General features: G+C 63.3%; 25 protein-coding genes. 9 read left to right on the top strand and 16 right to left on the bottom strand.

Going from position 1 to position 25,130, the window contains the following annotated elements:
* The first annotated feature begins 174 nt into the window (after positions 1–174).
* From MKD49_RS01355 to MKD49_RS01340, 4 genes are all read left to right on the top strand, one after another.
* The gene (locus MKD49_RS01355; RefSeq protein ID WP_209583748.1) at positions 175–612 is read left to right on the top strand and encodes a hypothetical protein; all 438 of its coding nucleotides are present in this window, start codon (positions 175–177) and stop codon (positions 610–612) included.
* 320 nt (positions 613–932) lie between these two features.
* The gene (locus MKD49_RS01350) at positions 933–2,819 is read left to right on the top strand and encodes a propionate--CoA ligase (protein ID WP_252695232.1); all 1,887 of its coding nucleotides are present in this window, start codon (positions 933–935) and stop codon (positions 2,817–2,819) included.
* Between the two features lie 112 nt (positions 2,820–2,931).
* On the top strand, positions 2,932–3,435 hold the full coding sequence (locus MKD49_RS01345; protein ID WP_252695231.1) for an arsinothricin resistance N-acetyltransferase ArsN1 family B: 504 nt from the start codon (positions 2,932–2,934) through the stop codon (positions 3,433–3,435).
* Complete coding sequence (locus MKD49_RS01340; protein WP_134224130.1) at positions 3,435–3,722, top strand: hypothetical protein; 288 nt, start codon at positions 3,435–3,437, stop codon at positions 3,720–3,722. Before MKD49_RS01345 ends, MKD49_RS01340 begins: the two co-directional genes overlap by 1 nt.
* A 79-nt stretch (positions 3,723–3,801) precedes the next feature.
* Here MKD49_RS01340 and xth read toward each other — a convergent pair whose 3' ends face one another.
* Positions 3,802–4,569: an exodeoxyribonuclease III gene (xth, locus tag MKD49_RS01335; RefSeq protein WP_034330165.1), complete on the bottom strand. Its 768-nt coding sequence runs from the start codon at positions 4,567–4,569 to the stop codon at positions 3,802–3,804.
* A gap of 224 nt (positions 4,570–4,793) precedes the next feature.
* Entirely contained in the window at positions 4,794–5,366 is a 573-nt protein-coding gene (locus tag MKD49_RS01330) for an FxDxF family PEP-CTERM protein (RefSeq protein WP_252695230.1), read from the bottom strand.
* A 379-nt stretch (positions 5,367–5,745) separates the two neighbouring features.
* On the opposite strand from MKD49_RS01330, the gene MKD49_RS01325 reads away from it, so the two are divergent.
* On the top strand, positions 5,746–6,012 hold the full coding sequence (locus tag MKD49_RS01325) for a hypothetical protein (RefSeq protein ID WP_252695229.1): 267 nt from the start codon (positions 5,746–5,748) through the stop codon (positions 6,010–6,012).
* Positions 6,013–6,064: 52 nt separating this feature from the next.
* On the opposite strand, the gene MKD49_RS01320 is transcribed toward MKD49_RS01325, so the two are convergent.
* From MKD49_RS01320 to MKD49_RS01305, 4 genes are all read right to left on the bottom strand, one after another.
* Entirely contained in the window at positions 6,065–6,832 is a 768-nt protein-coding gene (locus MKD49_RS01320) for a MipA/OmpV family protein (protein ID WP_252695228.1), read from the bottom strand.
* A gap of 149 nt (positions 6,833–6,981) precedes the next feature.
* A complete protein-coding gene (locus MKD49_RS01315) occupies positions 6,982–8,094 on the bottom strand; it encodes an alkene reductase (RefSeq protein WP_252695227.1) in 1,113 nt (370 codons plus the stop codon).
* 154 nt (positions 8,095–8,248) lie between these two features.
* A complete protein-coding gene (locus MKD49_RS01310) occupies positions 8,249–9,094 on the bottom strand; it encodes a dienelactone hydrolase family protein (RefSeq protein ID WP_252695226.1) in 846 nt (281 codons plus the stop codon).
* A 170-nt stretch (positions 9,095–9,264) separates the two neighbouring features.
* Positions 9,265–10,785: a leucyl aminopeptidase gene (locus MKD49_RS01305; protein ID WP_252695225.1), complete on the bottom strand. Its 1,521-nt coding sequence runs from the start codon at positions 10,783–10,785 to the stop codon at positions 9,265–9,267.
* Positions 10,786–10,939: 154 nt separating this feature from the next.
* On the opposite strand from MKD49_RS01305, the gene lptF reads away from it, so the two are divergent.
* From lptF to MKD49_RS01290, 3 genes are read left to right on the top strand one after another with little or no spacing between them, the layout of a single operon-like run.
* Positions 10,940–12,070: an LPS export ABC transporter permease LptF gene (gene lptF / locus MKD49_RS01300; RefSeq protein WP_121042338.1), complete on the top strand. Its 1,131-nt coding sequence runs from the start codon at positions 10,940–10,942 to the stop codon at positions 12,068–12,070.
* A 1-nt stretch (position 12,071) separates the two neighbouring features.
* Positions 12,072–13,202: an LPS export ABC transporter permease LptG gene (lptG, locus tag MKD49_RS01295; RefSeq protein ID WP_034335073.1), complete on the top strand. Its 1,131-nt coding sequence runs from the start codon at positions 12,072–12,074 to the stop codon at positions 13,200–13,202.
* A gap of 48 nt (positions 13,203–13,250) precedes the next feature.
* The gene (locus MKD49_RS01290) at positions 13,251–13,634 is read left to right on the top strand and encodes a sirohydrochlorin chelatase (RefSeq protein WP_252695224.1); all 384 of its coding nucleotides are present in this window, start codon (positions 13,251–13,253) and stop codon (positions 13,632–13,634) included.
* 75 nt (positions 13,635–13,709) lie between these two features.
* Here MKD49_RS01290 and MKD49_RS01285 read toward each other — a convergent pair whose 3' ends face one another.
* The 8 genes from MKD49_RS01285 to MKD49_RS01250 all read right to left on the bottom strand — a co-directional run bounded on the left by MKD49_RS01285 (position 13,710) and on the right by MKD49_RS01250 (position 21,018).
* A complete protein-coding gene (locus MKD49_RS01285; RefSeq protein ID WP_121042096.1) occupies positions 13,710–14,081 on the bottom strand; it encodes a tRNA-binding protein in 372 nt (123 codons plus the stop codon).
* A gap of 5 nt (positions 14,082–14,086) precedes the next feature.
* Positions 14,087–14,848: a uroporphyrinogen-III C-methyltransferase gene (gene cobA, locus MKD49_RS01280; protein ID WP_252695223.1), complete on the bottom strand. Its 762-nt coding sequence runs from the start codon at positions 14,846–14,848 to the stop codon at positions 14,087–14,089.
* Positions 14,849–14,885: 37 nt separating this feature from the next.
* Positions 14,886–16,217 (bottom strand): sulfate adenylyltransferase subunit 1, encoded by a 1,332-nt coding sequence (locus tag MKD49_RS01275; protein ID WP_252695222.1) that lies wholly within the window; start codon positions 16,215–16,217, stop codon positions 14,886–14,888.
* Positions 16,217–17,152, bottom strand: a complete 936-nt coding sequence (cysD, locus tag MKD49_RS01270; protein ID WP_034335061.1) for a sulfate adenylyltransferase subunit CysD — start codon at positions 17,150–17,152, stop codon at positions 16,217–16,219. Before cysD ends, MKD49_RS01275 begins: the two co-directional genes overlap by 1 nt.
* A gap of 49 nt (positions 17,153–17,201) precedes the next feature.
* Positions 17,202–17,933, bottom strand: a complete 732-nt coding sequence (locus MKD49_RS01265) for a phosphoadenylyl-sulfate reductase (protein WP_252695221.1) — start codon at positions 17,931–17,933, stop codon at positions 17,202–17,204.
* Positions 17,934–17,963: 30 nt separating this feature from the next.
* The gene (locus tag MKD49_RS01260) at positions 17,964–18,491 is read right to left on the bottom strand and encodes a DUF934 domain-containing protein (protein WP_209583762.1); all 528 of its coding nucleotides are present in this window, start codon (positions 18,489–18,491) and stop codon (positions 17,964–17,966) included.
* Positions 18,484–20,181: a nitrite/sulfite reductase gene (locus MKD49_RS01255; RefSeq protein WP_252695220.1), complete on the bottom strand. Its 1,698-nt coding sequence runs from the start codon at positions 20,179–20,181 to the stop codon at positions 18,484–18,486. The genes MKD49_RS01260 and MKD49_RS01255 overlap by 8 nt, the downstream gene beginning before the upstream one ends.
* A 63-nt stretch (positions 20,182–20,244) precedes the next feature.
* Complete coding sequence (locus MKD49_RS01250) at positions 20,245–21,018, bottom strand: sulfite exporter TauE/SafE family protein (RefSeq protein WP_121042086.1); 774 nt, start codon at positions 21,016–21,018, stop codon at positions 20,245–20,247.
* Between the two features lie 186 nt (positions 21,019–21,204).
* Between MKD49_RS01250 and MKD49_RS01245 the strand changes: the two genes are divergently transcribed.
* The gene (locus tag MKD49_RS01245) at positions 21,205–22,146 is read left to right on the top strand and encodes a CysB family HTH-type transcriptional regulator (protein WP_034333711.1); all 942 of its coding nucleotides are present in this window, start codon (positions 21,205–21,207) and stop codon (positions 22,144–22,146) included.
* A gap of 99 nt (positions 22,147–22,245) precedes the next feature.
* Here MKD49_RS01245 and MKD49_RS01240 read toward each other — a convergent pair whose 3' ends face one another.
* Together MKD49_RS01240 and MKD49_RS01235 are read right to left on the bottom strand one after the other, a co-directional pair.
* Positions 22,246–24,174, bottom strand: coding sequence for a chemotaxis protein CheA (locus MKD49_RS01240; protein ID WP_252695219.1), 1,929 nt, complete (start codon positions 24,172–24,174; stop codon positions 22,246–22,248).
* Positions 24,174–24,923 (bottom strand): protein phosphatase CheZ, encoded by a 750-nt coding sequence (locus tag MKD49_RS01235; protein ID WP_252695218.1) that lies wholly within the window; start codon positions 24,921–24,923, stop codon positions 24,174–24,176. Before MKD49_RS01235 ends, MKD49_RS01240 begins: the two co-directional genes overlap by 1 nt.
* Positions 24,924–25,130 lie beyond the last annotated feature (207 nt).

The raw sequence follows: 25,130 nt of genomic DNA, 5'->3' as shown, positions 1-25,130 counted from the left end.
GAAGGAAGCGGCGGCCGGCGCGTGTCGGCCGCAGCATTCCCCGGGACAGTGGCAGTGCGCAGGCAGATTTGTAACAAGCGTTACATGTGGTCGAGTCAGATGCAATAACTTGCTAAGATGCGGTCGGATCTTTTTCGCCCCCGCGTCCACCCCTGACTCTCCATGGATCATCCGATGATTGCTGCCATCGTTTCCCGCCGTCTTTCCGCATTGCCCCTGACTTCCTTCGCACTGGCCGGTGCCGTGGCTGTTGCCCTGTCCGCCTGTTCTTCCACGCCCGTGCCGGTCACCGAGACCAAGCCGGTGCTGCCGCAGCTGCTGCAGTCGCCCGCCGCCACACAGCCGAGCTGGGCCACGCAATTGAAGACCGGTGCCTTCAGCTGCGAGATGGGCAACAAGGTGGAAATCCGCATGGATGGCCGCGTGACCGATGGCGTCACGCTGGTGTGGAAGGGCAGCAGCTACATGATGAACCCGGTCAGCACCTCGACCGGTGCAGTGCGTCTGGAGAACAAGGGCGAAGGCCTGGTGTGGATCCAGATCCCGTCGAAGTCCATGCTGCTCAATTCCAAGATCGGGCAGCAGCTGGCCAACGACTGCCGCACGCGCTGACAATGCAGCGCCGCGCCGTCGTGCAGGTCTGACGTCGGCGCGTTCTTTCCACCTCGCATTTCCTCCTCCCTTGTCATGCCGATGGCGTCTTGCTGTCGGCATCGCTCCTGCTTGATTTGAATCATCGAAGACCGCTGATGCAAGCGGCGGATTCAGCCCCTCGTAAGATTCAGGTGCAAGACTGGTTTCATCGTCGCATGAGGGCCACGCATGGCAAACAGGTTTTTGCCCATGCACCAGAGCCACGCGACCATCGGCCTGCAAGCCACGCTGCGCAAGGCCGACAGCGGTTTTCAATTCGAGAGACATGAGGAGACGTCATGCAATACGAGGATTTCTATCGCCGTTCCATCGAGCAGCCTGAAGCCTATTGGGCAGAAGAAGCGCAGCGCATTCATTGGGACAAACCGTTCACCCGCACGCTCGATTATTCCCGCGCACCGTTTGCGCGCTGGTTCATCGGCGGCACCACCAATCTTTGCCACAACGCGGTGGATCGCCATCTGGGCGAGCGGCCGCATCAGGCGGCGCTGATCGCCATCTCCACCGAGACCAACACCGAACGCGTCTACGACTTCGCCGAGCTGCATCGCGAAGTGCAGGCCATGGCCGCCACCATGCTGTCGCTGGGCGTGCGGCGCGGCGACCGCGTGCTGATCTACATGCCGATGATCGCCGAGGCGGTCTTCGCGATGCTGGCCTGCGCCCGCATCGGCGCGGTGCATTCGGTGGTGTTCGGCGGCTTTGCCTCCAACAGCCTGGCCTCGCGCATCGATGATGCGCAGCCGACCCTGATCGTCTCGGCTGATGCCGGTTCGCGTGGCGGCAAGGTGATCCCTTACAAGGGTTTGCTGGACGAAGCGATCAACCTGGCGCAGCACAAGCCGCAGAAGGTCTTGCTGGTGGATCGCGGTCTGGCGGAGATGGCGCGCACGGCGCAACGCGACGTCGATTACGCGCCCTTGCGTGAACAACACCTGGACCAGCCGGTGCCGGTGGCCTGGCTGGAATCGAATGAAACCAGTTACGTGCTCTATACCTCCGGTACCACCGGCAAGCCCAAGGGCGTGCAGCGTGACGTGGGCGGCTACGCGGTGGCGCTGGCCTCGTCCATGCAACACATCTTCTGCGGCAAGCCGGGCGAGACCTACTTCTGCACATCCGATATTGGCTGGGTAGTGGGCCACTCCTACATCGTCTACGGGCCGCTCATTGCGGGCATGGCGACGGTGCTTTATGAAGGCTTGCCGATCCGGCCCGATGCGGGCATCTGGTGGAGCATCGTCGAGAAATACAAGGTCACGCGCATGTTCTCGGCACCGACGGCCATCCGCGTACTGAAGAAACAGCCGGCCGAATGCATGGAGCGCTACGACACGTCTTCGCTCAAGGCCCTTTATCTGGCCGGCGAGCCGCTGGATGAAACGACGTCGAGCTGGATCTCGGGCGCGCTGAAGGTGCCGGTCATCGACAACTACTGGCAGACCGAATCGGGCTGGCCCATCATTTCGATTGCCAAGGGCATCAGCGACAAGCCCACGCGCCTGGGCAGTCCCGGGGTGCCGATGCCGGGCTATCGGCTGGCCATCCTGAACGAAGCGACCGGCGAGCCTTGCGCGGCTGACGAGAAGGGCGTGGTGGCCATTGAAGGCCCGCTGCCGCCGGGCTGCATGCAGACCGTCTATGGCGACGATGAGCGCTTCGTCAACACCTACTGGCGCAGCCTGCCGCGCGAGGTCTACTCGACCTTCGACTGGGGCATCAGGGACCAGGACGGTTACTACTTCATCCTGGGCCGCACCGATGACGTCATCAACGTGGCTGGCCATCGGCTGGGCACGCGCGAAATCGAGGAGAGCATCTCCAGCCATCCCAACGTGTCCGAAGTGGCCGTGGTCGGCGTGGAAGACAAGCTCAAGGGACAAGTCGCGATTGCCTTCGCCATTCCCAAGCAGGCCGATGCGATTGCCACGCCCGAGGGGCGCCGTGCGCTGGAAGCGGAAATCATGGGCGTGGTGGACAAGCAGATCGGCGCAGTGGGCCGCCCAGCGCGGGTGTTTTTCGTCAGCGGCTTGCCCAAGACGCGTTCGGGCAAGCTCTTGCGCCGGGCCATCCAGTCCATCTGCGAAGGACGCGATCCGGGCGACCTGCCCACCATCGAGGATCCGGCCGCGCTGGAGCAGGTGCGGGCGGTCATCAAGGACTGACTCGCAATACCCTCATGAAGGCACGGCGTTCCTGCAGCGGAGCAGGGACGCCGTGCCTGGCGTAATTTGGTTACACTGACGGCTTTCGCTTTTCCACGATTGCGTCCCGCCCATGTCGCCCTCCATCCGCCCGGCCACCGCTGCCGATGCTCCCGCCCTCTGCGGCATCTACAACCATTACGTGCAGACCACCGTGATCAGCTTCGAGACCGAAGCGGTCAGCGTCGAGACCATGGCCGCGCGCATTGCTGATGTGCAGGCTGATTTCCCCTGGCTGGTCTTTGAAGAGCAGGGCGAGGTGCTCGGCTATGCCTATGCCAGCAAGTGGAAGCCGCGTGCGGCTTACCGGCACTCGGTGGAGAGCTCGGTCTACCTGCGCCACGATGCCGGTGGACGCGGCATGGGCAAGCAGCTTTATCGCGAACTCATTGCGCAGTTGAAGCCCTTGGGCGTGCATCTGGTCATCGGGGGCATTGCCCAGCCCAACCCGGCCAGCGTGGCGCTGCATGAGAGCGTGGGCTTCGTGGCCTGTGGCGTCTTTACGGAAGTGGGTTACAAGATGGGACGCTGGATCGACGTGGGATACTGGCAACTCAAACTGCAAGAGGCCCAATGATGAGATCGACCCGAGCCGCCAGCGCCATCGAGCGCCTGAACGAACGTACCGAATCGCGCGAGTACTCCATGCTGCGCACCTCCGATGAACGTTTCATCCTGACCCGGCGCGTGGCCGGGCAGCCGCTGGAGAAGCTCAACGAGGCCATGGAGCTGGATGATTTCGTGCGCTTCGTCAACGCCCAGGGACCGCAGAAGGCCAAGCGCGTGAGCAAGCTGGATGTGCAGTTCGAGAAGAACATGCGCAACAAGAAAGAACAAACGCCACCTGAAGGTGGTGTTGAATAAATCCTCATGAGCTTGAACGCAAAACGGCAAATGATATAAATCATTTGCCGTTTTTTTTATGGCTGGAGGGGTATGTGTCTCAGTCCGCCAGGGTGGCGATCACCGGTGCGTGATCCGAGGGTTGTTCCCACTTGCGCGGCACCTTGTCGATGACGCAGGCGGTGCAGCGCGGCACCAGTTCTTCGGACAGCAGGATGTGGTCGATGCGCAGGCCGCGGTTCAGGCGGAAGCCCATCTGGCGGTAGTCCCACCAGCTGTACATCTTTTCCGGTTGTTCGAAGAGGCGATAGGAATCCGTCAGGCCCAGGGCCTGCAGCTTACGGAAGGCTTCGCGTTCCGGTTCGGAGACCAGCACTTGGCCTTGCCAGGCGACCGGGTCGTGCACGTCGCGGTCTTCGGGGGCGATGTTGTAGTCGCCCAGCAGGGCCAGGCGCGGGTTCTTCGCCTTTTCCTGGGCCAGCCATTCGTGCAGGGCGGCCAGCCAGCTGAGCTTGTAGGGATACTTTTCGGATTCCAGCGACTGGCCGTTGGGAATGTAGGCACAGACATAGCGCACGCCTTCGATGGTGGCGGCGATGATGCGCTGCTGTTCGTCGGGGAAGAGCGGGTTGTTCTTGACCACGTCGTTCATCGGATGGCGCGAGAGGATGGCCACGCCGTTGTAGGTCTTCTGGCCCGAGAACTCGACCAGGTAGCCGGCGGCGGCGATCTCGGCTGCGGGGAACTTGTCGTCGGTCAGTTTGGTTTCCTGCAGGCAGAGCACGTCGACCGGGTTTTCTTCCAGCCATTTCAGCACTTGCGGCAGGCGGACCTTGAGGGAGTTGACGTTCCAGGTGGCGATTTTCATGGAGACAATGCAGTGGTGAATCGGAGGCGGGCCGTGCGCATCATGGCCGATGCGTCGTGGACAACGGGCGACATCTTACCGCATTCACCAAGGCGGCAGGTTGGACTAGGTCGGCCGAGACCGAAGACTTCCTTCAAAACAGAAGGGGAAGGCCCTCGCAGACATTCCCCTTCGTTGTGCCATTGCCGGCCCGCAATCCGGGCCAAGCAATCAGATCCCGAGCATTACGCCGGCATCATCTGCGCATTCATCTGCGCCTTGTCACCCTTGTCACCCGCCTTGCGACGACGATAGGCCGCGAAGCCGATCAGGCCCAGGCCGCCGATCATCATGGCGGTGGTCGAGGCTTCCGGGACCGGTGCCACGCTGATGTTGCCGGCGAAGCTGCCGCCCGCCGAGCCCAGCACGGTGCCGGCCACCGACAGGGTGTACAGGCCGGAAGTCAGGCCATTGGTGCGCAGGCTGAAGATCTGCAGGTCACCGCCGGACAGTTGGGTGCCGGTGTAGGTCTGGCCGTTGCCGCTCAGGGTGAAGCTGTTGATGCCCACGCGCGAGAGGCCGTCCAGGGCGATCGACACCAGGGCCGAGGAAACCGACGCGCCGGCACCGCCGATGTTGAAGGTGAAGTTCTCCAGGAAGGTCTGGCCAGTGGTGCCATCGCCGAAGCGGGCGTTGAAGGTCGACGTGGCGTCGGTCCACACCAGCGTGCGCGTACGCTCCAGGTCCGCGGCGCCAGCCGAGGATGCCATGGCGACGAATGCGGACGCGACAAGGAAACTGCTCAACAGTTTTTTCATAAAAGACCTCTTTCCAGTTCGATTGATTGGTGGGTATTCGATTGGTATTTGATTGCGAAAGCACTGCAAGGGGGATAGCGATCCGACAGGTTTTTTTATTGGTGTTGGCGAGGCCGGAATCCTGTCTCTGTTTGTGATATTTGTTCATCGAGACGGAGTGAGAATAATGGAAAAATGCTAACGTTAGCAATAAATTATTACGCTTTTCCTGTCACTCCTGTTGTGATGTAGGAATCCATGAAGCCGCGCCGGTAAAGGGTTTCCGACGAAGTATGGATTCTCTTGAGGCAATTAGTTTGGATGCGGAAACTAAGTTTTTAGGGCAACATGAACTCCTTCTCATGGGCTGAAAAACAGGACGAAATTTGCGTCAGAAAAAGTGACGCATGAACATATTCGGGAACTATTTACGCAAGGGAAGCGCGGCCGTAATGCTCAGGATCACGCGAAAAAAATTCGCAAGGAAGTCCAGCTCATCCGTAGAGAAAAAGTGCGCTGTGCGCAGAGCGCGCTTCAGCGGAACGTGACGATCCTTGACTACATCACAGCGCGTGTGCAGCAGCGGCAAGCGAGGACATCAGAAGACAACGAAGAGAAGAAGAGAAGAAGAGAAGAAGAAAAATCGGGAGAGCAGGTACGGCAGTGACGCGACCTGAAGCCGGGCAGGGCGCCGGCTTCAGGCAGGGATGAGAAGTGGCTTACTTGAAGCGATAGCTGACCGCCACGATGGCGGTGTCATCGGTGTGACGGCGCACCAGCGGACTGTCGGCCACCGCGTTGTCCAGCCATTTGCGGCGCAGGTGCAGGTTGAGGTGCCAGTCGCCGGTCAACGGGACATCGGCGGCCAGACCAAGGGTCGGGCTGGTGGACGCACCGGCGCTGTACTGGCGCAGGCCGCTGGCGGCCGCTTCGCTGGAAGTGACGCCGACGAAGTAATCGTTGTAGCTGCCGCTGCGGTATTCGACGCCGAGCTGCGGATAGAGGGTCACCGGACCCAGGTCGATCTGCGCCGCATAGATGGCCTCGGCCAGGGTGCCATGCGACTTGTTGAAGTCACGGAAGACGTTGAGGAAGAAACCGCCGATGGGCGTTTCCTGATAGGTACCGATGCCGAGCGGAATCGGATCCGAACGGCGCTGCAGGCCCCGCTGGGCATCGAAACCGTCCAGGCTCACGCGCCCGGCCAGTTCCAGATAGCCGTAGCCCATGCGCACGGTCTTGACGCCGAAGGTGTCGAGCCGGGCAAAGAAGCGCCCGTAGTCGGCATAGGCATAGGGCAGGACGTGGTTGCTGCGGTCGGCATCGGGGCCGTTGCGGTCGACGCGGTAGACGCCTGCGCCGATGTCACCGGTGAGACGGTCCTGCAGTGGCAGGGGATCGGGCGTGGTGGTTGCTGGAGCGGCTTGCTGAGCCAGAACGGGGAGGGCGCAGCAGGCCAGCGTGAGCATGGCGAGTATGTTTTTCATGATGGGCAGTGGTGTGGAGGCAAGCGGCATTGTAGCGGTCAGCGGGGCGCTGCGGCATCCGCTCACGAAAATGGCCTGCCGCGCAGGCAGGCCATGGCTGTCATGGGCAATTGGCGCCGGACGCAGGCGGCCCGGCACGGTTCAGTGCATCAGGACTGCTGAAGGGTCGGGTAGTCGGTATAGCCTTCCGCACCGCCGCCATAGAGCGTGGCCTGGTTGATCTCGGCCAGCGGTGCGCCGGCCTTGAAGCGTTCCACCAGATCCGGATTGGCGATCCACGGGCGGCCGAAGGCGACCAGGTCGGCCAGATTGCGGTCGCGTGCCTTCACGGCCATCTCCAGGTCATAGCCATTGTTGGCGATGTAGATGCCCTTGAAGAGATCGCGCAGGATCTGCAGGTCGAAGCCACCTTCGACTTCGCGCGGGCCGCCGGTAGCACCCTCCACCACGTGCAGGTAGACCAGCTTGTAGCGGTTCAGCTGCTCCACCACATAGCTGAAGAGTGCCTTGGGATCGCTGTCGGCGATGTCATTGGCCGGGCTGATGGGCGACAGACGGATGCCCACGCGCTCGCTGGGGATCACCGAGGTCACCGCTTCCACCACTTCCAGCAGCAGGCGGGCACGGTTCTCGATGCTGCCGCCGTAGTTGTCGCTGCGCTGGTTGGTCTTGTCACGCAGGAACTGGTCCAGCAGGTAGCCGTTGGCGGCGTGGATTTCCACACCATCGAATCCTGCCTGCAGGGAAAGTTGCGCAGCGATCTTGTATTGCTCGACGATGGCGGGCAGTTCAGAGGCATCCAGTGCGCGCGGTTCCACGAAGGGCTTGAAACCGCTCTCGGTGAAGGCATTGCCTTCCGGCTTGATGGCCGAGGGCGCGACCGGCAGCGCGTTGCCCGGCTGCAGGTCAGGGTGCGAGATGCGGCCCACGTGCCACAGCTGCAGGAAGATGCGGCCGCCCTTGGCGTGGACGGCGTCGGTGATTTTCTTCCAGCCGGCCACATGCGATTCGTTGTAGATGCCCGGGGTCCAGGCGTAACCCTTGCCCTGTGGCGAGATCTGGGTGGCCTCGGCGATGATCAGGCCGGCACCGGCGCGCTGGGCATAGTATTCGGCCGCCAGTTCGGTGGGCACGTCGCCCGCCTTGGCGCGGCTGCGGGTGAGCGGCGCCATGACGATGCGGTTCTGCAATTGCACCGCACCCAGTTGCACGGGCTTGAAGAGGTCACTGTGAAGATGGGCATTGGTATTGGCGTTGGTCATGCTGATCCTTTCTTGTTGGCATTCGTTGGGATGAACTGCGTCGACCTTGCTACCGACCACGGCGGGGGCGGCAGTGTTCCGGAAAAAGTTCACAGTCTAGAGGGGAACGCGCAGCCTTGCAGGCGGTCGCTGCGGCTTTGCTGATGGGCAATGTTCAGGGTGGGATCTGGTCCAGCCAGGGCCCCAGGCGGGTCTGCGCATCCTGGCGCGCAGCGCGGTTGGCCTCGACCGACTGGCGTGCACGGCCCGGGTCGTCGAAGTCATGTGTGGCCCCCGCATAGAGCGTCACCACCGGCGGCGGTGCCTGGCGCAGGCGGATGGACTGGCGCAGGACGCGCTCGCAGGTCTGCGGCGAGACTTCCTCGTCGGCGCTGCCCAGCAGCACCTGCATCGGTTTGTCGAACTCGGGGTGGGACGACAGCAGGGCCTGCTTGCCGCAGCCCGGATAGAACACCAGCGCGGCGGCGAAGGAGGGCGCATCGCCCGCCGGCCGCGCAGCCTGGCGCTGCATCACGTTCAGTGCCGTGCTGCCGCCATTGGACCAGCCTTGCAGCATGATGCGGCGGACATCGACTTCGCTGCGCGTGGCCAGCCATTGCAGCGCTCCTTCCGCGTCCAGCGGCCGAACGGTGAGTTCATTGACGGCGGCGCGTTCGGGCGCACCATGCGTATGGCGGCCAAAGCCGTGGGCTACGCCGCGCGGCCCGAAACTGTCCACCAGCAGGACCACGTAGCCGCGTGCCAGCCAATAGCGCGTCCAGTCCAGATGGCGGGCGGTCAGCGTGCTGGCATCGCAGGGCGAGGGGATGGCCGGGCCGATCTGCGTGCAGGCCGCATTGACGCGGGAGGAATACAGGCCGGCGCGTCCATGCAGCAGCACGATGGCCGGATGCGGGCCGGCACCGAAGGGATCGTAGAGATAGCCGGTGAGGGTGGTTTTACCGTCAGATGAAGGAAAACGCACGGTCTGTGCGGGCGGCATCGGCGCGTCTTGCGCCATGGCCGGTCCCGGCAGGATCAGTCCAGGGCTGGCAACCAGCAGTAAAAAGATGAAAAAAAACCACCGCAACACGGCGTGCTGCGGTGGTCTTGCTCGGGCGGCGTCCGGGGACGTCTGCGACAAGAGGGCGGTCATGGCGTGGCCGGTTCCGTCTCCGTGTCGCAGGCCCATCAGGCGCGTGCCGACTTGGCGCGCGCCTGGTTGAGCAGCCAGGTGGTCAGCAGCGGCACCGGGCGTCCGGTGGCGCCCTTGGCCGCGCCGCTCTTCCAGGCGGTGCCGGCGATGTCCAGGTGGGCCCAGGTGTACTTGCGGGTGAAGCGCTCCAGGAAGCAGGCTGCCGTCACGCTGCCGCCGGGCTGGCCGCCGATGTTGGCGATGTCGGCGAAGTTGGACTTCAACTGCTCCTGGTAGGCGTCCTGGATCGGCATGCGCCAGGCGGTGTCGCCGCTTTCCTTGCCGGCCGCCAGCAGGGCGTTGGCCAACTGGTCGTGGGTGTCATCCTCGCGGGTGAACAGGCCCGTGTTGTGATGGCCCAGGGCCACCACGCAGGCACCGGTCAGGGTGGCGATGTCGACCACGGCAGCCGGCTTGAAGCGTTCCACATAGGTCAGCGCGTCGCACAGGATCAGGCGGCCTTCGGCGTCCGTGTTGAGGACTTCGATGGTCTGGCCGGACATCGAGGTGACGATGTCGCCCGGCTTGGTGGCGCGGCCCGAGGGCATGTTTTCGCAGGTCGGGATGACGCCGATGACGTTCAGTTTCAGGCCCAGTTCGGCGATGGTACGGAAGGTACCCAGCACCGAGGCGGCACCGCACATGTCGTACTTCATCTCGTCCATGTTCAGGCCCGGCTTGAGCGAAATGCCGCCGGTGTCGAAGGTGATGCCCTTGCCGACCAGCACCACCGGTGCATCCTTGGCCTTGCCGCCCAGGTGCTTCAGGACGATGAACTTGGGCGGCTGGTCGCTGCCGTTGGTGACCGACAGGAAGCTGCCCATCTTGAGCGCTTCGAGCTGCTTGCGCTCCAGCACTTCCACGCCCAGCTTGAATTCCTTGGCCAGTTTCTTGGCGGTCGTGGCCAGGTAGGTCGGGGTACAGACGTTGCCGGGCAGGTTGCCCAGTTCCTTGGTCAGTGCCATGCCGTTGGCCAGCGCCACGGCCTCGCCCAGGGCGGCCTTGGCGGCAGCGCCTTGCTCGGCGGCGACCAGCAGGGTGATCTTCCTGACGCCGGTGGGCGCCGGGTCCTTCTTGCTCTTCATCGTGTCGGAACGATAGACGGCGTCACGGCCGGCCAGCACCACGGTGCGGATGGCCCAGTCCAGGCCACGGCCCTTGATGCCATCGAAGGGCAGGGCCAGGGCGGCATCGTCACAGCCCAGGGTGGCCAGGGCGCGCACCAGGGCGCTGCTGGCAGCGGCAAAGTTCTTGTCAGCGCCCTCGTCTTCGTTGCCCAGGCCCAGCAGCACGATGCGTTCGGCGGCGATGCCGGTCACGCCGCGCAGCAGCAGGGTCGAGCCCGGCTTGCCGGAAATGTCGCCCGACTTCAGCGCGGCGCTGATCGCGCCCAGCTTGTCGAGGGCACCGGCGGCCTTGGACAGCTTGCGGTTTTCATAGATGCCAACGACCAGTGCGCCGGTCTTTACGCCCGTCAAGGCGTTTTTTGCGTCCAATGTTTTTGTGCTAAAGTCCATCGTTCGTCCTTTATATGAATTACTTGGCGATTATAGAGCCCATTTCGTCGCGACGCGCGCATGAGTTCTGTCAGGTGAGCCAGCCTCGGACACGATGCCGGGCACCGGCCATCCCTACAACGATCCCGACACCAGAAACCAAGCCAGCATTCCCATGATTTTCCAACGCGCCCTACGACGCGAACTGACCAGCACCGCAGGTGGGGTCTTCACTACGCTGTTCACCATCACGCTGACGGTGATGCTGATCAAGATCCTCGGCCAGGCCGCAGGCGGCCAGGTTGCGTCGCAAGACGTGCTGGCCCTGATCGGCTTCCAGTCGCTGAACTACATGCCCATCATCCTGATCCTCACCGGTTTCATCTCGGTGCTGCTGGTGATGACGCGCAGTTACCAGGATTCCGAGATCGTGGTCTGGTTCGCCTGCGGCATGTCGCTCACGCGCTGGATCGCGCCGGTGATTCGCTTCGGCTGGCCCATCGTGGCCCTGGTGGCGACGCTGTCCTTCGTGGTGACGCCCTGGGCCAACGAACAGAGCAGCGAATACCGCAGCCGCTTCGAACAGCGCGAGGACATCGCCCGCGTCTCTCCCGGCAAGTTCCAGGAGTCGGCGGCGGCCAACCGGATCTTCTTCGTCGAGGGTATTTCCGGCGATGCCTCCAAGGTGCGCAACATCTTCGTCAACACCATCAACGCCGACGGCAAGAACAGCGTGGTCGTCGCCAAGGAAGGCGAGACCCAGATCGATCCTGATGGCGAGAAGTTCGTGGTCATGAACAAGGGCCGCCGTTACGATGGCTCGCCCAGCCTGCCGGATTTCCAGATTGTCGATTTCGAACGCTATGGCCTGCTGATCGGCAACCAGTCGCAGAGTGCCGCCGGTGAACGCTCGGCGCGCGCCTTGCAGATGAAGGAACTGCTGGCCAAGCAGGACGGCTATGCGCGCGGCGAACTGCTGTGGCGCATCGCCCTGCCGCTGATGGCGCTGGCGCTGATGCTGCTGGCCATTCCGCTGTCCTTCGTGAACCCGCGCGCCGGCCGTTCGCTGGGGCTGCTGGTGGCCTTGCTGCTGTTCGTCGTCTACTCCAATACGGTCAGCGTGTTCCAGGCTTCGGTGGCGCAGCAGCGCATGAGTTTCGTGATGGCCTGGTGGCCGGTCCACCTGATCGTGGTGGCGCTGATCGTGGGCATGTTCGTCCTGCGCCTGAACATCAACCATCCCTATCACCCATCCCGGATGTGGAGCCGAGTGCGCCGCGCCCTGACGTTCAAGCGCGAGGCCTGAGATGAGAGTCATCCAACGTTACTTCACTGCCGAGATCACGCGCTCGGTGCTGTTCGCACTGGCGGCCTTCCTGGCGCTGTTCGCCTTCTTCGAGATGATGGGCCAGCTGGAGCAGGTCGGCCGCAATGGCTACAAGCTGCAGCAGGCGGTGTTCTATGTGCTCATGGGCTTGCCCGGCAATGTCTATGAACTGATGCCGACGGCGGTGCTGATCGGTACCATCTACACGCTCTCGCAACTGGCGGCGCGCTCGGAATTCACCATCATGCGTGTCTCCAGCATGTCCACCGGCATGGCGGCCAAGGTGCTGCTGCGCATCGGTGTGGGCTTTGCGGTGCTGACCATCGTGTTCGGCGAACTGATCGCGCCCAAGGCGTCCGAGTGGGCCGAAAAGCTCAAGCTGCAGGCGCAGGGGGCATCGATGTCTTCGCAGTTCCGCTCGGGCATGTGGGCCAAGGACGTCATCAAGGACAACGGCCTGGAAGGCAACGTCACCGGCAGCCGCTTCATCAACATCCAGACCGTGCAACCGGATGGCCGCATCGAAGGCGTCAAGCTCTATGAACTTGATACCGACTTCCACATGGCGCGCATGGTCGTGGCCAAGGATGGCATCTACGAGGGCAATCATCAGTGGGTGCTCAACGACGTGGTGCAATCGGACTTCGTCGGCGGCAAGGACCGAAAGATCACCGAGCCGGTCAAGACCGTGAAGCTGCCGCAGCTGAAGCTGGTGTCGGAAGTGACGCCGGAAATTCTCTCGGTGCTCTTCGCCGATCCGGACCGCATGTCGGCTTATGACCTGCTGGCCTACACCAAGCATTTGGAAGCCAACAATCAGCGCACCGACCGTTACGAAATCGCGTTCTGGAAGAAGATCGTCTATCCGCTGTCGATCTTCGTGATGCTGGCGCTGGCCTTGCCGTTTGCCTACCTGCATTTCCGTGCCGGTGGCGTGAGCCTGAAGATCTTCACCGGCATCATGATCGGCGTCTGCTTCCAGCTCATCAACAGCCTGTTCTCCCATCTGGGTCTGCTCAATACCTGGCCGGCCTTCATGACCGCGGCCTTGCCCAGCCTGCTGTTCATGGTGCTGGCCATTGGCGCGCTGTGGTGGGTGGAGCGGACCTGAGTTCGTCCTGCGATTTCGTTTATTTAGCCTGAAAGACTGCTGCACATCATGAGCCAAGCCACCTCCCAAAGCCTGATCCTGTTCGCCCACGGCGCTCGCGACCCTGCCTGGGCTGCGCCTTTCGAGCGCCTGCGCGCGCTGACGCAGGCGGCCATGCCGGGGACCAGCGTGGAGCTGGCCTTTCTGGAACTGATGCAGCCGGACCTGCCGACCGTGGCAGCCAGGCAGATTACCGCCGGCAGCCAGCGCGTGACTGTCATTCCGGTATTCCTGGGGCAGGGCGGCCACGTGCGCCGTGATCTGCCGGAACTGCTGGAGCAATTGCGCCAGGCGCATCCGGGTGTGGACGTGCGCACCGTCGCTGCAGTTGGCGAGGATGAGGCGGTGTTGAAGGCGATTGCGGCGTATTGCGTGGGGACGGTCAATAGCTGATCCGGCGGTCAGCACTCCTGGATGCGACGATGGCCCGGAAACAGGCCATCTTTTTTTTGGGGGGCCGTGAGCCCTTCAGAACAGGCGAGCGCCGTTGGGCACGGCCTGGTCGGGCTTGAACAACACCACCTCGCCCTGGGCGTCAGGAAAGCCCAGCGTCAGGACTTCCGACATGAACTTGCCGATCTGGCGCGGCGGGAAATTCACTACCGCCGCCACCTGACGGCCGACCAACTGCTCCAGCGTGTAGTGGGTGGTGATCTGGGCGCTGCTCTGGCGCACGCCGATGCCCGGGCCGAAATCGATCTTCAGTTTGAACGCAGGCTTGCGTGCTTCAGGGAAGGCGTCTGCGGCGATGATGGTGCCGATGCGGATATCGACCTTGAGGAAGGCCTCGAAATCGATGGCAGCAGCTGCAGGGGCGGCAGGGTCGTGGAGCAGGTGCATGAGCTTCAGTCCCGATCCGCCAGCGCCGGCCCGATCATCACCAGCACCGGCCCGCTACAGGCTTGCAGTCCGGCCTCCAGACCGGCCAGTTGCAGATGGTAGATGTGCTCGTCAGGACGGCTGCAGTTCTCCACCACTACGACCGGCGTATCGGGCGCATGGCCCAAAGCCAGCAAGCGCTGCGCAGTGGCCGTGGCTTCGCGTCCGCCCATGTACTGCACCAGCGTATCGCCATTGGGCATGCGCACTTCATCCGGCTCGTCCACACCCGTGCTGGAGGTGAACAGCGAGACGCTGCGCGCAATCCCGCGCCGCGTGAGCGGACGCTTGGCGGCCGAGGCGGCGGCCAGTGCGGCAGTGATGCCGGGGACGATTTCGTAAGGGATGTGGTTGGCTTCAAGCGCCCGCATCTCTTCATCGGCACGGCCGAAGAGCATGGGGTCGCCGCCTTTGAGGCGTACTACGCGGCGGTACTGCTGCGCGGCTTCGACCAGCTTCTGGTTGATGACGGGCTGGGCCGTGGAGCGCTGGCCGCTGCGCTTGCCCACCGACACCTTCACGGCTTGCGGACACAGTGCCAAGATTTCTTCGGTGACCAGGGCATCGTGCAGCACGATGTCGGCCTGCGCCAGCAGGCGTGCGGCGCGCACCGTCAACAGGTCAGCGGCCCCGGGGCCCGAGCCGATCAGCCACACCATGCCCGGATGCTCCGGGCTGGGGGCGGGTGAATCGGAAGAAGGTGAAGTCGCTGCCTGTTGGGTGGCCATGGCCTGGTCGAAGAGACGATTGCGGATCGAAGGAAATTCAGTCGATCCGAATCATACCAGCGGCCACTGTCTGGTGGCTCACTTCGTCGATCAGGATGAAGGCGCCAGTGGCACGGATGTCCTGGTAGGCATCGGCCGCGATGGGCTGCTGCACGTTCACGCTGATGCGGGCGATGTCATTGAGCTTGAGCGTATCGGCGGGACGGCGTTCCTGGGTGTTGATGTCCAGCAGCGTATCGACCTTGGCCACGCGCGCCGCCACCTGCTTGGTGGTGTGCTTGAGCCAGTACTTGCGGCGCAGGTCCAGCGGTTCTTCGGAGAGCCAGCAGACATCCGCGTTGATGGTCTTCAGGATGGTGGACGGCTGTGCCTCGGCGGCCAACAGGTCGCCGCGCGAGATGTCCAGGTATTCGTCCAGCAGGAGGGTCACTGACTGGCCGGCCGTGGCCGATTCCAGTGAACCGTCCAGGGTCCGGATGTCCTTGACGGTGGCGCTCTGGCCGCTGGGCAGCACTACCAGCTTGTCACCCTTGGCCACCTTGCCGGCTTCGATGCGGCCCATGTAGCCGCGGAAGTCATTGGCTTCATGGCCGTTGTGGCGCGCCACCAGCTGCACCGGGAAGCGGAAGGCTTCTTCGTGCGCATCTTCATAGACCGACAGCGACTCCAGCAGGGTGATCAGCGTCGGACCCTGGTACCAGGGCATGCGCGCGCTGGCTTCCACCACGTTGTCGCCGGCCAGCGCCGACAGCGGGATGGCGTGCACATCCTTCAAGCCCAGTTGCTGCGCGAATTGCTGGTAAGCACCGACGATGCGTTCATAGACGGTCTGGTCGTAGTCCACCAGGTCCATCTTGTTGACGGCCACGATCACGTGCTGGATCTGCAGCAGGTGGGCGATGGTGGAGTGGCGCTTGGTCTGGGTCAGCAGTTCCACGCTGCCATCGTCGCCCAGCTTCACCTTGGACACGTCCACCAGGATGATCACGGCGTCGGCAGTCGAGGCACCGGTCACCATGTTGCGGGTGTACTGCTCATGGCCCGGGGTGTCGGCGATGATGAACTTGCGCTTGGGGGTCGCGAAGTAGCGATAGGCCACGTCGATGGTGATGCCTTGCTCGCGCTCGGCTTCCAGGCCATCGGTGAGCAGCGACAGGTCGACCGTGTCGCCCACGGTACGCTTGTGCTTGGCGCGCGAGATGGCGTCTAGCTGGTCGGCGAAGATGCCCTTGCTGTCGAACAGCAGGCGGCCGATCAGGGTGCTCTTGCCATCGTCCACGGAACCGGCGGTGATGAAGCGCAGCAGGCCGCGTTCGTGCGGTTGCGCGGAGGCCTGGGCCAGTTGTGCTTGGGTTGCGGCGGCGTTCATCAGAAATATCCTTCCTTCTTGCGTTTTTCCATCGAGGCTTCGGACGTCTGGTCGTCCATGCGGGTCGCGCCGCGCTCGGTAATCTGGGTCACTGCGGTCTCGGCGATGATGGCTTCCACGGAAGCGGCATCGGAAGACACCGGGCAGGTGCAGGAGATGTCGCCCACGGTGCGGAAGCGCACGACCTGCTTCTCCACGGTCTCGCCTTCGCGCGCCGGGGTGAGGTCGGTGAGCGGCACCAGGAGGCCATTGCGCGGAATCACCTCGCGCTCATGGGCAAAGTAGATCGAGGGCAGGGCCAGCTTTTCGCGGGCGATGTACTGCCACACGTCCAGCTCGGTCCAGTTCGAGATGGGGAAGACGCGCATGTTCTCGCCCGGATGCACGCGGGTGTTATACAGGTCCCACAGCTCGGGGCGCTGGGCCTTGGGGTTCCATTGGCCGAATTCGTCGCGGAAGGAAAAGATGCGTTCCTTGGCGCGGGCCTTTTCTTCATCACGGCGCGCGCCGCCGATACAGGCGTCGAACTTGAATTCTTCGATGGTTTCCAGCAGCGTCACGGCTTGCGCGGCGTTGCGCGAATCGGTTTGCGGGTTGCGCAGGCGCACGGTGCCGCGCTTGATCGAATCTTCCACCGAACGCACCACCAGGCGCTCGCCCAGTTCAGCGGCGCGGCGGTCACGGAATTCGATGACTTCCGGGAAGTTGTGGCCGGTGTCGATGTGCACCAGCGGGAAGGGGAACTTGCCGGGACGGAAGGCTTTCTCGGCGATGCGCAGCAGCACCACCGAGTCCTTGCCGCCGGAGAACAGCAGCGCCGGGTTGCTGCACTCGGCCGCGACCTCGCGCATGATGTGGATGGCTTCCGATTCCAGCCAGTCGAGGTGACGGTTGCTGGCGTTGTCCAAAAAGAGGGTGTCTACCGCAGTGTTCATGCCGGACCTTCCGATGCGTTGCTTGTTGTTGCTTTGATTGAATTCTGGTTCAGCTCGCTGCATGCGCCTTGATGCGCACCAGCTTGCCGTCGACCACGTGCAGGCCGCATTCCTTGGAGTCGGGGTTCTCCCACCACCAGCGGCCGGCGCGGATATCTTCACCGGGCTGGATGGCGCGGGTACAGGGCTCGCAGCCGATGGACGGGTAACCCTGGTCGTGCAGCGGGTTGTAGGGCACGTCGTTGGCGCGGATGTAGTCCCACACGTCCTGTTCGGACCAATCGGCCAGGGGGTTGAACTTCTCCATGCCGTGGGCTTCGTCCCGTTCCTGCACGTGCAGCTCGGCCCGCGTGACCGATTGCGCGCGGCGCTGGCCGGTGACCCACGAGGCCTTGCCCTGCAGGGCGCGATTGAGCGGCTCCATCTTGCGGATGTGGCAGCACTCCTTGCGCAGTTCCACACTGTCGTAGAAGGCGTTGGCGCCGTGCTTCTGCACGTAGGCTTCCACCGCCTCAGGCTGGGGACGATAGGGCGCGACCTCGTAATCGTAGGCCTCGCGGATGCGGTCCAGCATGCCTACGGTTTCCTTGTGCAGGCGGCCGGTTTCCAGGGTGAAGATGCTGATGCGATCCTGCAGCTGGCCGCGCAGGATCAGGTCGGTCAGCACCATGTCTTCGGCCGCCAGGCTGGAGGCCAGCGCCGCCGGGGCGTACTCGGCGGCGATGCGTTCCAGCGTGGCCTGGGTCTTGGCGATGAGTTCTTGCAAGCCTGGGGTAGCCATGGGCTGTCCTTCCTTCTTCACGATCGCGCCTCAGTCGGCGGTCTGCACGGTTTCGCGCTTGACGCGGCGGAACAGCGGGTTCTTCTCGTCCCAGGAGGTCTGGTACTTTTCCGAGAAGTCGGTCAGGCCCTTGACGGCATCGTGGATGTTCTTGTCGGCACGCACGGCGAAGGCGTCGAAGCCCACGCGCTGCATGTAGAACAGCTGGTCGCGCAGCACGTCGCCGATGGCGCGCAGCTCGCCGGTGTAGCCCAGGCGGGCACGCAGGTTGTAAGCGATGGAATAGCCACGGCCATCGGCGAACTTGGGGAAGTCCACGGCCACGACCTTGAAGCTGTCCAGCTGGCCCTTCAGTTCTTCCGGACGTTCATCGCTGGCCAGCCAGACGCCGATCTCGGCGCGCGACTTCAGGGCATCGCCCTGGGCCTGCCACACCTTCAGCGGCACGATCACGCGGCCTTGCGGCACGGTCACGGTGTCTGCGGTCTCGCCTTCAGCCAGGCGCAGGACGGTCCAGTCGTCGCTGACGACGGTCTTGTTCTTGATGATTTCAGGCATTTGCGTCTTCTCCTGCGACATACTCGGCCGAACGGATCGGCGTTGCGTAAACGAATTCCTTGAACGGGGTCACACCGATGCGGCGCACGGTGTCGATGAAACGTTCTTCCTCGGTGCGCTGCTTGACGTACACCTGCAGCAGGCGGTCGATCACGGTCGGCATCTGGGTGGCCGAGAACGAGGGGCCGATGATCTTGCCGATCGAGGACTCGTTGCCCTGGGCGCCGCCCAGCGACACCTGGTACCACTCGGAACCATCCTTGTCCACGCCCAGGATGCCGATGTTGCCCACGTGGTGGTGGCCGCAGGCGTTGATGCAACCGGAGATGTTCAGTTCGATGTCGCCGATGTCGTGCTGGAAGTCGATGTTCTCGAACTTCTCGGCAATGGCCTGGGCGATCGGGATCGATTTGGCATTGGCCAGCGAGCAGAAGTCGCCGCCGGGGCAGCAGATGATGTCGGTCAAGAGGCCAATGTTGGGCGTCGCCAGTCCATGCGACTTGGCGGCCTTCCACAGGGCATACAGGTCGGATTGCTTGACGTCGGCCAGCACCAGGTTCTGTTCGTGGGTCACGCGCAGTTCGCCGAAGCTGTATTGATCGGCCAGGTCGGCCACGAAGTTCATCTGGTCAGCGGTGATGTCGCCCGGGGGCACGCCCGGTTTTTTGAGCGACAGGAGCACGGCGGCATAGCCGGCCTGCTTGTGCGCCTTGACGTTGCGCTTGATCCAGTTGGCGAAGCCACGGTCTTCGGCCTTCAGGCGTTCATATTCCGCATCCACCGCCGGCAAGGTTTCGTAGGCCGGATCGGTGAAGAACTTGGCCACGCGCTGCAGTTCTTCTTCGGTCAGGGTGGAGGGGCCGTCCTTGATGTCGGCCCATTCGGCTTCGACCTGGCGTGCAAACTCTTCAGGGCCGATGGCCTTGACCAGGATCTTGATACGGGCCTTGTACATGTTGTCACGGCGGCCGTACTGGTTGTAGACGCGCAGGATCGCTTCGAGGTAGGACATGGCGTGCTTCCAGGGCAGGAAGTCACGGATCACGCTGCCCAGGATGGGGGTGCGGCCCATGCCGCCGCCCACCAGCACGCGGAAGCCGACTTCGCCGGCTTCATTCTTGATGACGTGCAGGCCGATGTCGTGCACAGCAGTCGCGGCGCGGTCTTCGGCAGCGCCGCTGATGGCGATCTTGAACTTGCGCGGCAGGTAGGCGAACTCGGGGTGGAAAGTGCTCCACTCGCGGATCAGTTCGGCGTAGGGCCGCGGATCGACGATTTCGTCGGCAGCCACGCCGGCCAGTTCGTCCGAGGTGGTGTTGCGGATGCAGTTGCCGGAGGTCTGGATGGCGTGCATTTCCACGCTGGCCAGTTCGTCCAGAATATCGGGAGATTCTTCCAGCTTGATCCAGTTGAACTGGATGTTCTGGCGGGTGGTGAAGTGGCCGTAGCCGCGATCGTACTTGACGGCGATTTCGGCGAACTTGCGCAGTTGCCGAGAGGCCAGCATGCCGTAGGGAATGGCGACGCGCAGCATGTAGGCGTGGCGTTGCAGGTAGAGCCCGTTTTGCAGGCGCAGGATGCGGAATTCGTCTTCGATGAGCTCATCCGACAGGCGCCGACGCACCTGGTCCCGGTATTGTGCGACTCGCTCTTTGACGATCAGGTGATCGTATTGGTCATAGCGGTACATCTTGTCTTCCCTGTTAACGTCTTATGGGCGACCGGATCAGGGTGCGCCCGATTGAAAATGAGCCTACCAAATCAGCTTGACTGCAACGCTCGTCAGCGTAATGGCCAGCAGGCCGCGCAAGAATTTCTCCGGCACCGCTCGCGCCGCGAGCGATCCGATGGTGATGCCTGGCACCGATCCCAGCAACAAGGTCGCCAGCAGTTCCCAGTTGATCGAACCCAGCCACCAGTGGCCCAGCGCCGCAATGGCGGTCAGCGGCACGGCATAGGCAATGTCGGTGCCGGCAATCTCCGCCGGAGACAGGCGAGGATACAGCAACACGAGCAAGGTGGCGCCGACGGCACCGGCACCGATGGAGGAAATCGTCACCAGCGTGCCTAGAAGGGCACCGGCGGCGATGGTGGCGTTGGCGAGCGTGGCACCCTGCAGCTGGCGTTGCGGATGGGCATTGAGCCAGGCTTGCATGCGGGCGCGGAAGAGCAGGGCCACCACGGTCAGGAACACCGAGATCGCAATCGAATAGCGGATGGTCAGCGCGATGCCGTCGCTGACGGCACCGAAGTGCTTGAGCAGCAGGGTGGTCACCAGCGCAGCGGGCAGGGCGCCATAGGACAGGCGGCGCACCACATCCCAGCGTACCGTACCCTTGAAGCGATGGGCCAGGGTGCCGGCGGTCTTGGTCGCGGAGGCAAAGGCCAGGTCGGTGCCCACGGCCACCGAGGGATGAATGCCGAACAGCAAGGTCAACAGCGGTGTCATGAGCGAGCCGCCACCGACCCCGGTCAGTCCGACCAGCAGTCCAACGGCAAATCCGCTTACTACATAAGAAACAGTCATAACACCTCGCCCATTAGTCTGCGAATCGTAATAAACTTATGTTTCAAACCAAACTACATAGTATTTATTTGCTTATATACGCCTTTGGCATATGGAAATGCGCCAAACGAGGCAGGTAAGGCCGGTGAGGCCAGCAAGGCAGGCGCGGTGCGCCGCCATACCAGGTAGAAGCGAAGGAATTCCCTCATGAATCTTCATCAATTCCGTTTCGTTCGTGAAGCGGTAAGGCAGAACTTCAACCTCACGGAGGCCGCCAAGGCCCTGTATACCTCGCAGCCCGGGGTCTCCAAGGCCATCATCGAGCTGGAGGAGGAGCTGGGCGTGGACATCTTCACGCGCCACGGCAAGCGTATTCGCGGCCTGACCGAGCCGGGCCGCGCGGTGCTGCGCTCGGTCGAGCTGATCATGCAGGAAGTGGATGGCCTCAAACGTATCGGCAAGGAATTCGCCGCCCATGACAGCGGCAGTTTCACCATCGCCACCACCCACACCCAGGCGCGCTATGCGCTGCCCAAGGTGGTGCAGGCCTTCACGCAGAAGTATCCGAAAGTGCATCTTTCCTTGCTGCAGGGTAACCCCAAGCAGATCACCGAGATGGTGCGCAACGACCAGGCGGACATTGCCATCGCTACTGAAGCGCTGGCTTCAGGCGAGGGATTGGTCTCGCTGCCTTGTTATCAGTGGGAGCATGTGGTGGTGGTGCCGCCGGATCACCCCTTGCTGCAGTCCAGAAGCCTGACGCTGGAAGAGATTGCCGGCAATCCCCTGATTACCTACGATTCCGCCTTCAGCGGCCGCAGCAAGATCGACCATGCCTTCTCGCTGCGCCAGTTGAAGCCTGACGTGGTGCTGGAAGCCATCGATGCCGATGTGATCAAGACCTATGTCGAGCTGGGCATGGGCGTGGGCATCATCGCCGGCATCGCCTTCGATGCCGAGCGCGACCGTGGCTTGCGCGCCATTCCGGCCGGCCACCTGTTCGGCACCAATGTCTCGCGGGTGGCCTTGAAGCAAGGGGCGTATTTGCGGGGATATGTCTATACCTTCATTGAATTGCTGGCACCGACCCTCAATCGCAAGCTGATTGCGCAGGTCATGGAAGGCGAGAAGGACATGTATGAACTTTAAGGCGTAAGGCCCGGCGCCGAGCAGTGCGCCAGGCCTGAAACAAAACGGCCGGATCCTTGCAGATCCGGCCGTTTGCGTTAGCAGCGCTTGGCGGCAATCTTATGCCACCGCCGTGCGCTCCAGGTCGCGGCAGCCATCCAGCAGGAAGGACAGGCCCACCACCAGCACCAGTTCACCTTCGGCCGAACGGGCCGTACCGGTGATGCCGGCAGTGTGGATTGCGGTCAGCGGCTTGATCACGAGATCGGCCGTGCCTTCCACCGATTCCACGCCCAGGATGTAGGGGTGGGGAACCGCCATGACGATACCCACTCGCTCATTGCCCGGCTCGTAGCCCAGCACGCCGGCCAGCGAATTGACCGGCAGCGGACGGCCCTGGTCGCGCAGCACCGGGGCGCCGCCGACTTCGTCGAAGGTTTCCGGCAGCTCGACCACGCGCTCCACCACCGCCATCGGCAGGGCCAGCGGAGCACCGGCGCAGCGCACCAGCATGGTCGGGATGATCGACAGTTCGATGGGCAGGCGGATCGAGAACTTGGTGCCCTTGCCGATGGTGGATTCGATGCGGATGGTGCCGCGATGCTTTTCCACCGCCGTCTTGACCACGTCCATGCCCACGCCGCGTCCGGAGACGCTGGAGGCCACTTCTTTGGTCGAGAAACCGGGCAGGAACACCAGCTGCAAGGCTTCGTCGGAGGTCAGCGCCTGGTGTTCGTTGATCAGGCCCTTGGCCAGCGCCTTGTTGCGCAGCATGTCCGGGTCCATGCCCTTGCCGTCATCGAAGACTTCGATCATGACGCTGCTGCCGGCCTGCCAGGCGTTGAGCGAGATGGTCGCCTTGTTGGGCTTGCCGGCGGCGGCGCGGTCCACTTCGATACCGTGGTCCAGCGAGTTGCGCAGCATGTGCACCAGCGGGTCGTAGAGGCTGTCCACCACCACGCGGTCGACTTCGGTTTCGGCACCGGTGATGACCAGGTCGACGTCCTTGCCGAGGTCCTTGGCCAGTTCGCGCACCAGTCGGGGGAATTTCTGGAACAGGCGGCCGACCGGCTGCATGCGCGTGGACAGCGTGGCGCGTTGCAGTTCGCTGGAGTAGCGCGAGGCGCGGCCCAGGGTTTCGGCCAGGGTCGACATCAGGGCCGCAGCGGTCCCTTCGAACTTGAACTGCTGCAGCTTTTCCAGCAGCACGGCAGCCTGGTTGGCGGCCTGCACCGATTCGCCGGCCACTTCCAGCAGGGCGTCCAGCTTGACGGCATCGATACGGATGCTTTCTTCCTTGGCCCCGCCAGGGGAATCGGTGGCGCGGCGATTCTGCTGTACCGGCGCGGCGGCCTTGGGCTCGCCATCGGCTGCGGGCGCGGCAGGCGCGGCGGCAACGGGTGCCGCTGCGGCGGCAGCCACCGGGGCCGCCTCGGCGCTACCCTCCGCGACCGGCGCGGCAGCCGCACCGGGCACCAGGGCCTGGTAGAGGGCGGGCCAGTCCAGTTCGCCATTCTTCATCACGCTGGCACTGCCATCGACGCTGACGGCGGCCACTGCAGCGGCGGCTGCGGGCGCGGCCACCGGTGCTGCGGCTGCCGGTGCTGCGGCTGCCGGGGCAGGCGCTGCTGCCGCTGGGGCAGGGGCCGGCGTGGATTCGCTCTTGCCTTCGATGGCCTGGGTCAGGATGTCCTTCAGTTCGGCCGGCATCGAGGCCAGGCTGTCGGGCGCCGCACCGTTGGACAATTCGTTCAACTGGTCGGCCACGAAGCCGCTGGCCTGCAGCGCTGCTTCGATGGCCAGCGGCGTGACCGGGGCCTTGCCGGTGCGCAGCGCATCGAACAGGTTTTCGGTCAGGTGGCAGGCCGACACCATGGCCGGCAGGTTCACGAACCCGGCGCCACCCTTGATGGTGTGGAATGCGCGGAAGACCGCGTTGAGGATTTCAAGGTCATCAGGATGTCGTTCCAGCGTCAGCAGGTGCTCTTCCACGTTGGTGGCGAGATCCAACGCTTCAACGACAAAATCCTTGAGCATTTCGTCATCCATTAGAACCCCAGGCTATCGAGTAAGTCGTCCACGTCGTCCTGCGCCATGGCGGTGCCTCCCACGGAGGGGCCATTCATCAGGGTTGCCGGTTTGTCTGCATCGATCTGCGCCTTGACTTCCGGCGGCGCGTTGTCGCGCAGCAATTGCGCCAGTTCGCGCTCGGCGGCGGCGGTGATGCCCACGATCTTCTTGATCAACTGGCCGGTGATGTCCTGGAAGTCCTGGGCCATCATGATTTCCAGCATGCGCGCCTTTTCCGCCTCGGTCGATTCCATCACCGAATTGGAGAACTTCTGCGAGTCGCCCGCCAGAGCCTTGAATTCCTCGATGTTCATCTGGCCGGCATACAGCTTGGTCCAGCGCGCGTTGATGTCCTTGGCTTGCTCCTGCAGGCGGTCCTGGGCCGGCATGCCGGAGTCCAGCGCATTGAGCACCTTGTTGGCGGCCTGCTCGGTGAGGGTGGCGATGTGTTCCAGACGGCTCTGGGCGTCGCCGATCTGCTCGGCCACGTCGGTCAGCGAACGGTCGTAGCCGAGTTCGCGCATGGAGTCGTGCAGCAGGCGCACGATACCGCCCAGGCGTTCGTACATGGGCTTGTCGCTCTGGTCCTCCTGTTCGCCTGCAGCCGCTTCTTCGGTGCCGGCGGCGGCGGGGGCGGCGGCAGCGGCAGCCGGTTCGGCAGTCATGCCCGGTAGCGTCTGCGAGGAAATTTCGTCAAACAATGCTTCCAGATCAACGTCGTCGCTCATGATTACTGATTCTCCCAACAAAGGTGTGCGCTCGTCGGCGCACTGCTGTGCAAAGTTGCCCGTAGGCGGATCTAATGCGTCGTTCCGGGAGGCACAGCCACTACCACCGCCCCGATATCAGACAGATATCGGCAGCCAGAGGCAGTCTCTGAAGGCCCGCAGACCACGACAACGTTCAGGATGACAGTGAGGCCGGCCGACCCCGCA

This window comes from Herbaspirillum sp. WGmk3, assembly GCF_023952535.1.
GTDB classification, from domain to species: Bacteria; Pseudomonadota; Gammaproteobacteria; order Burkholderiales; family Burkholderiaceae_D; genus Herbaspirillum; species Herbaspirillum huttiense.
Note: the sequence above shows the minus strand (reverse complement) of the source record. Positions and strands in the feature narration are given on the sequence as shown.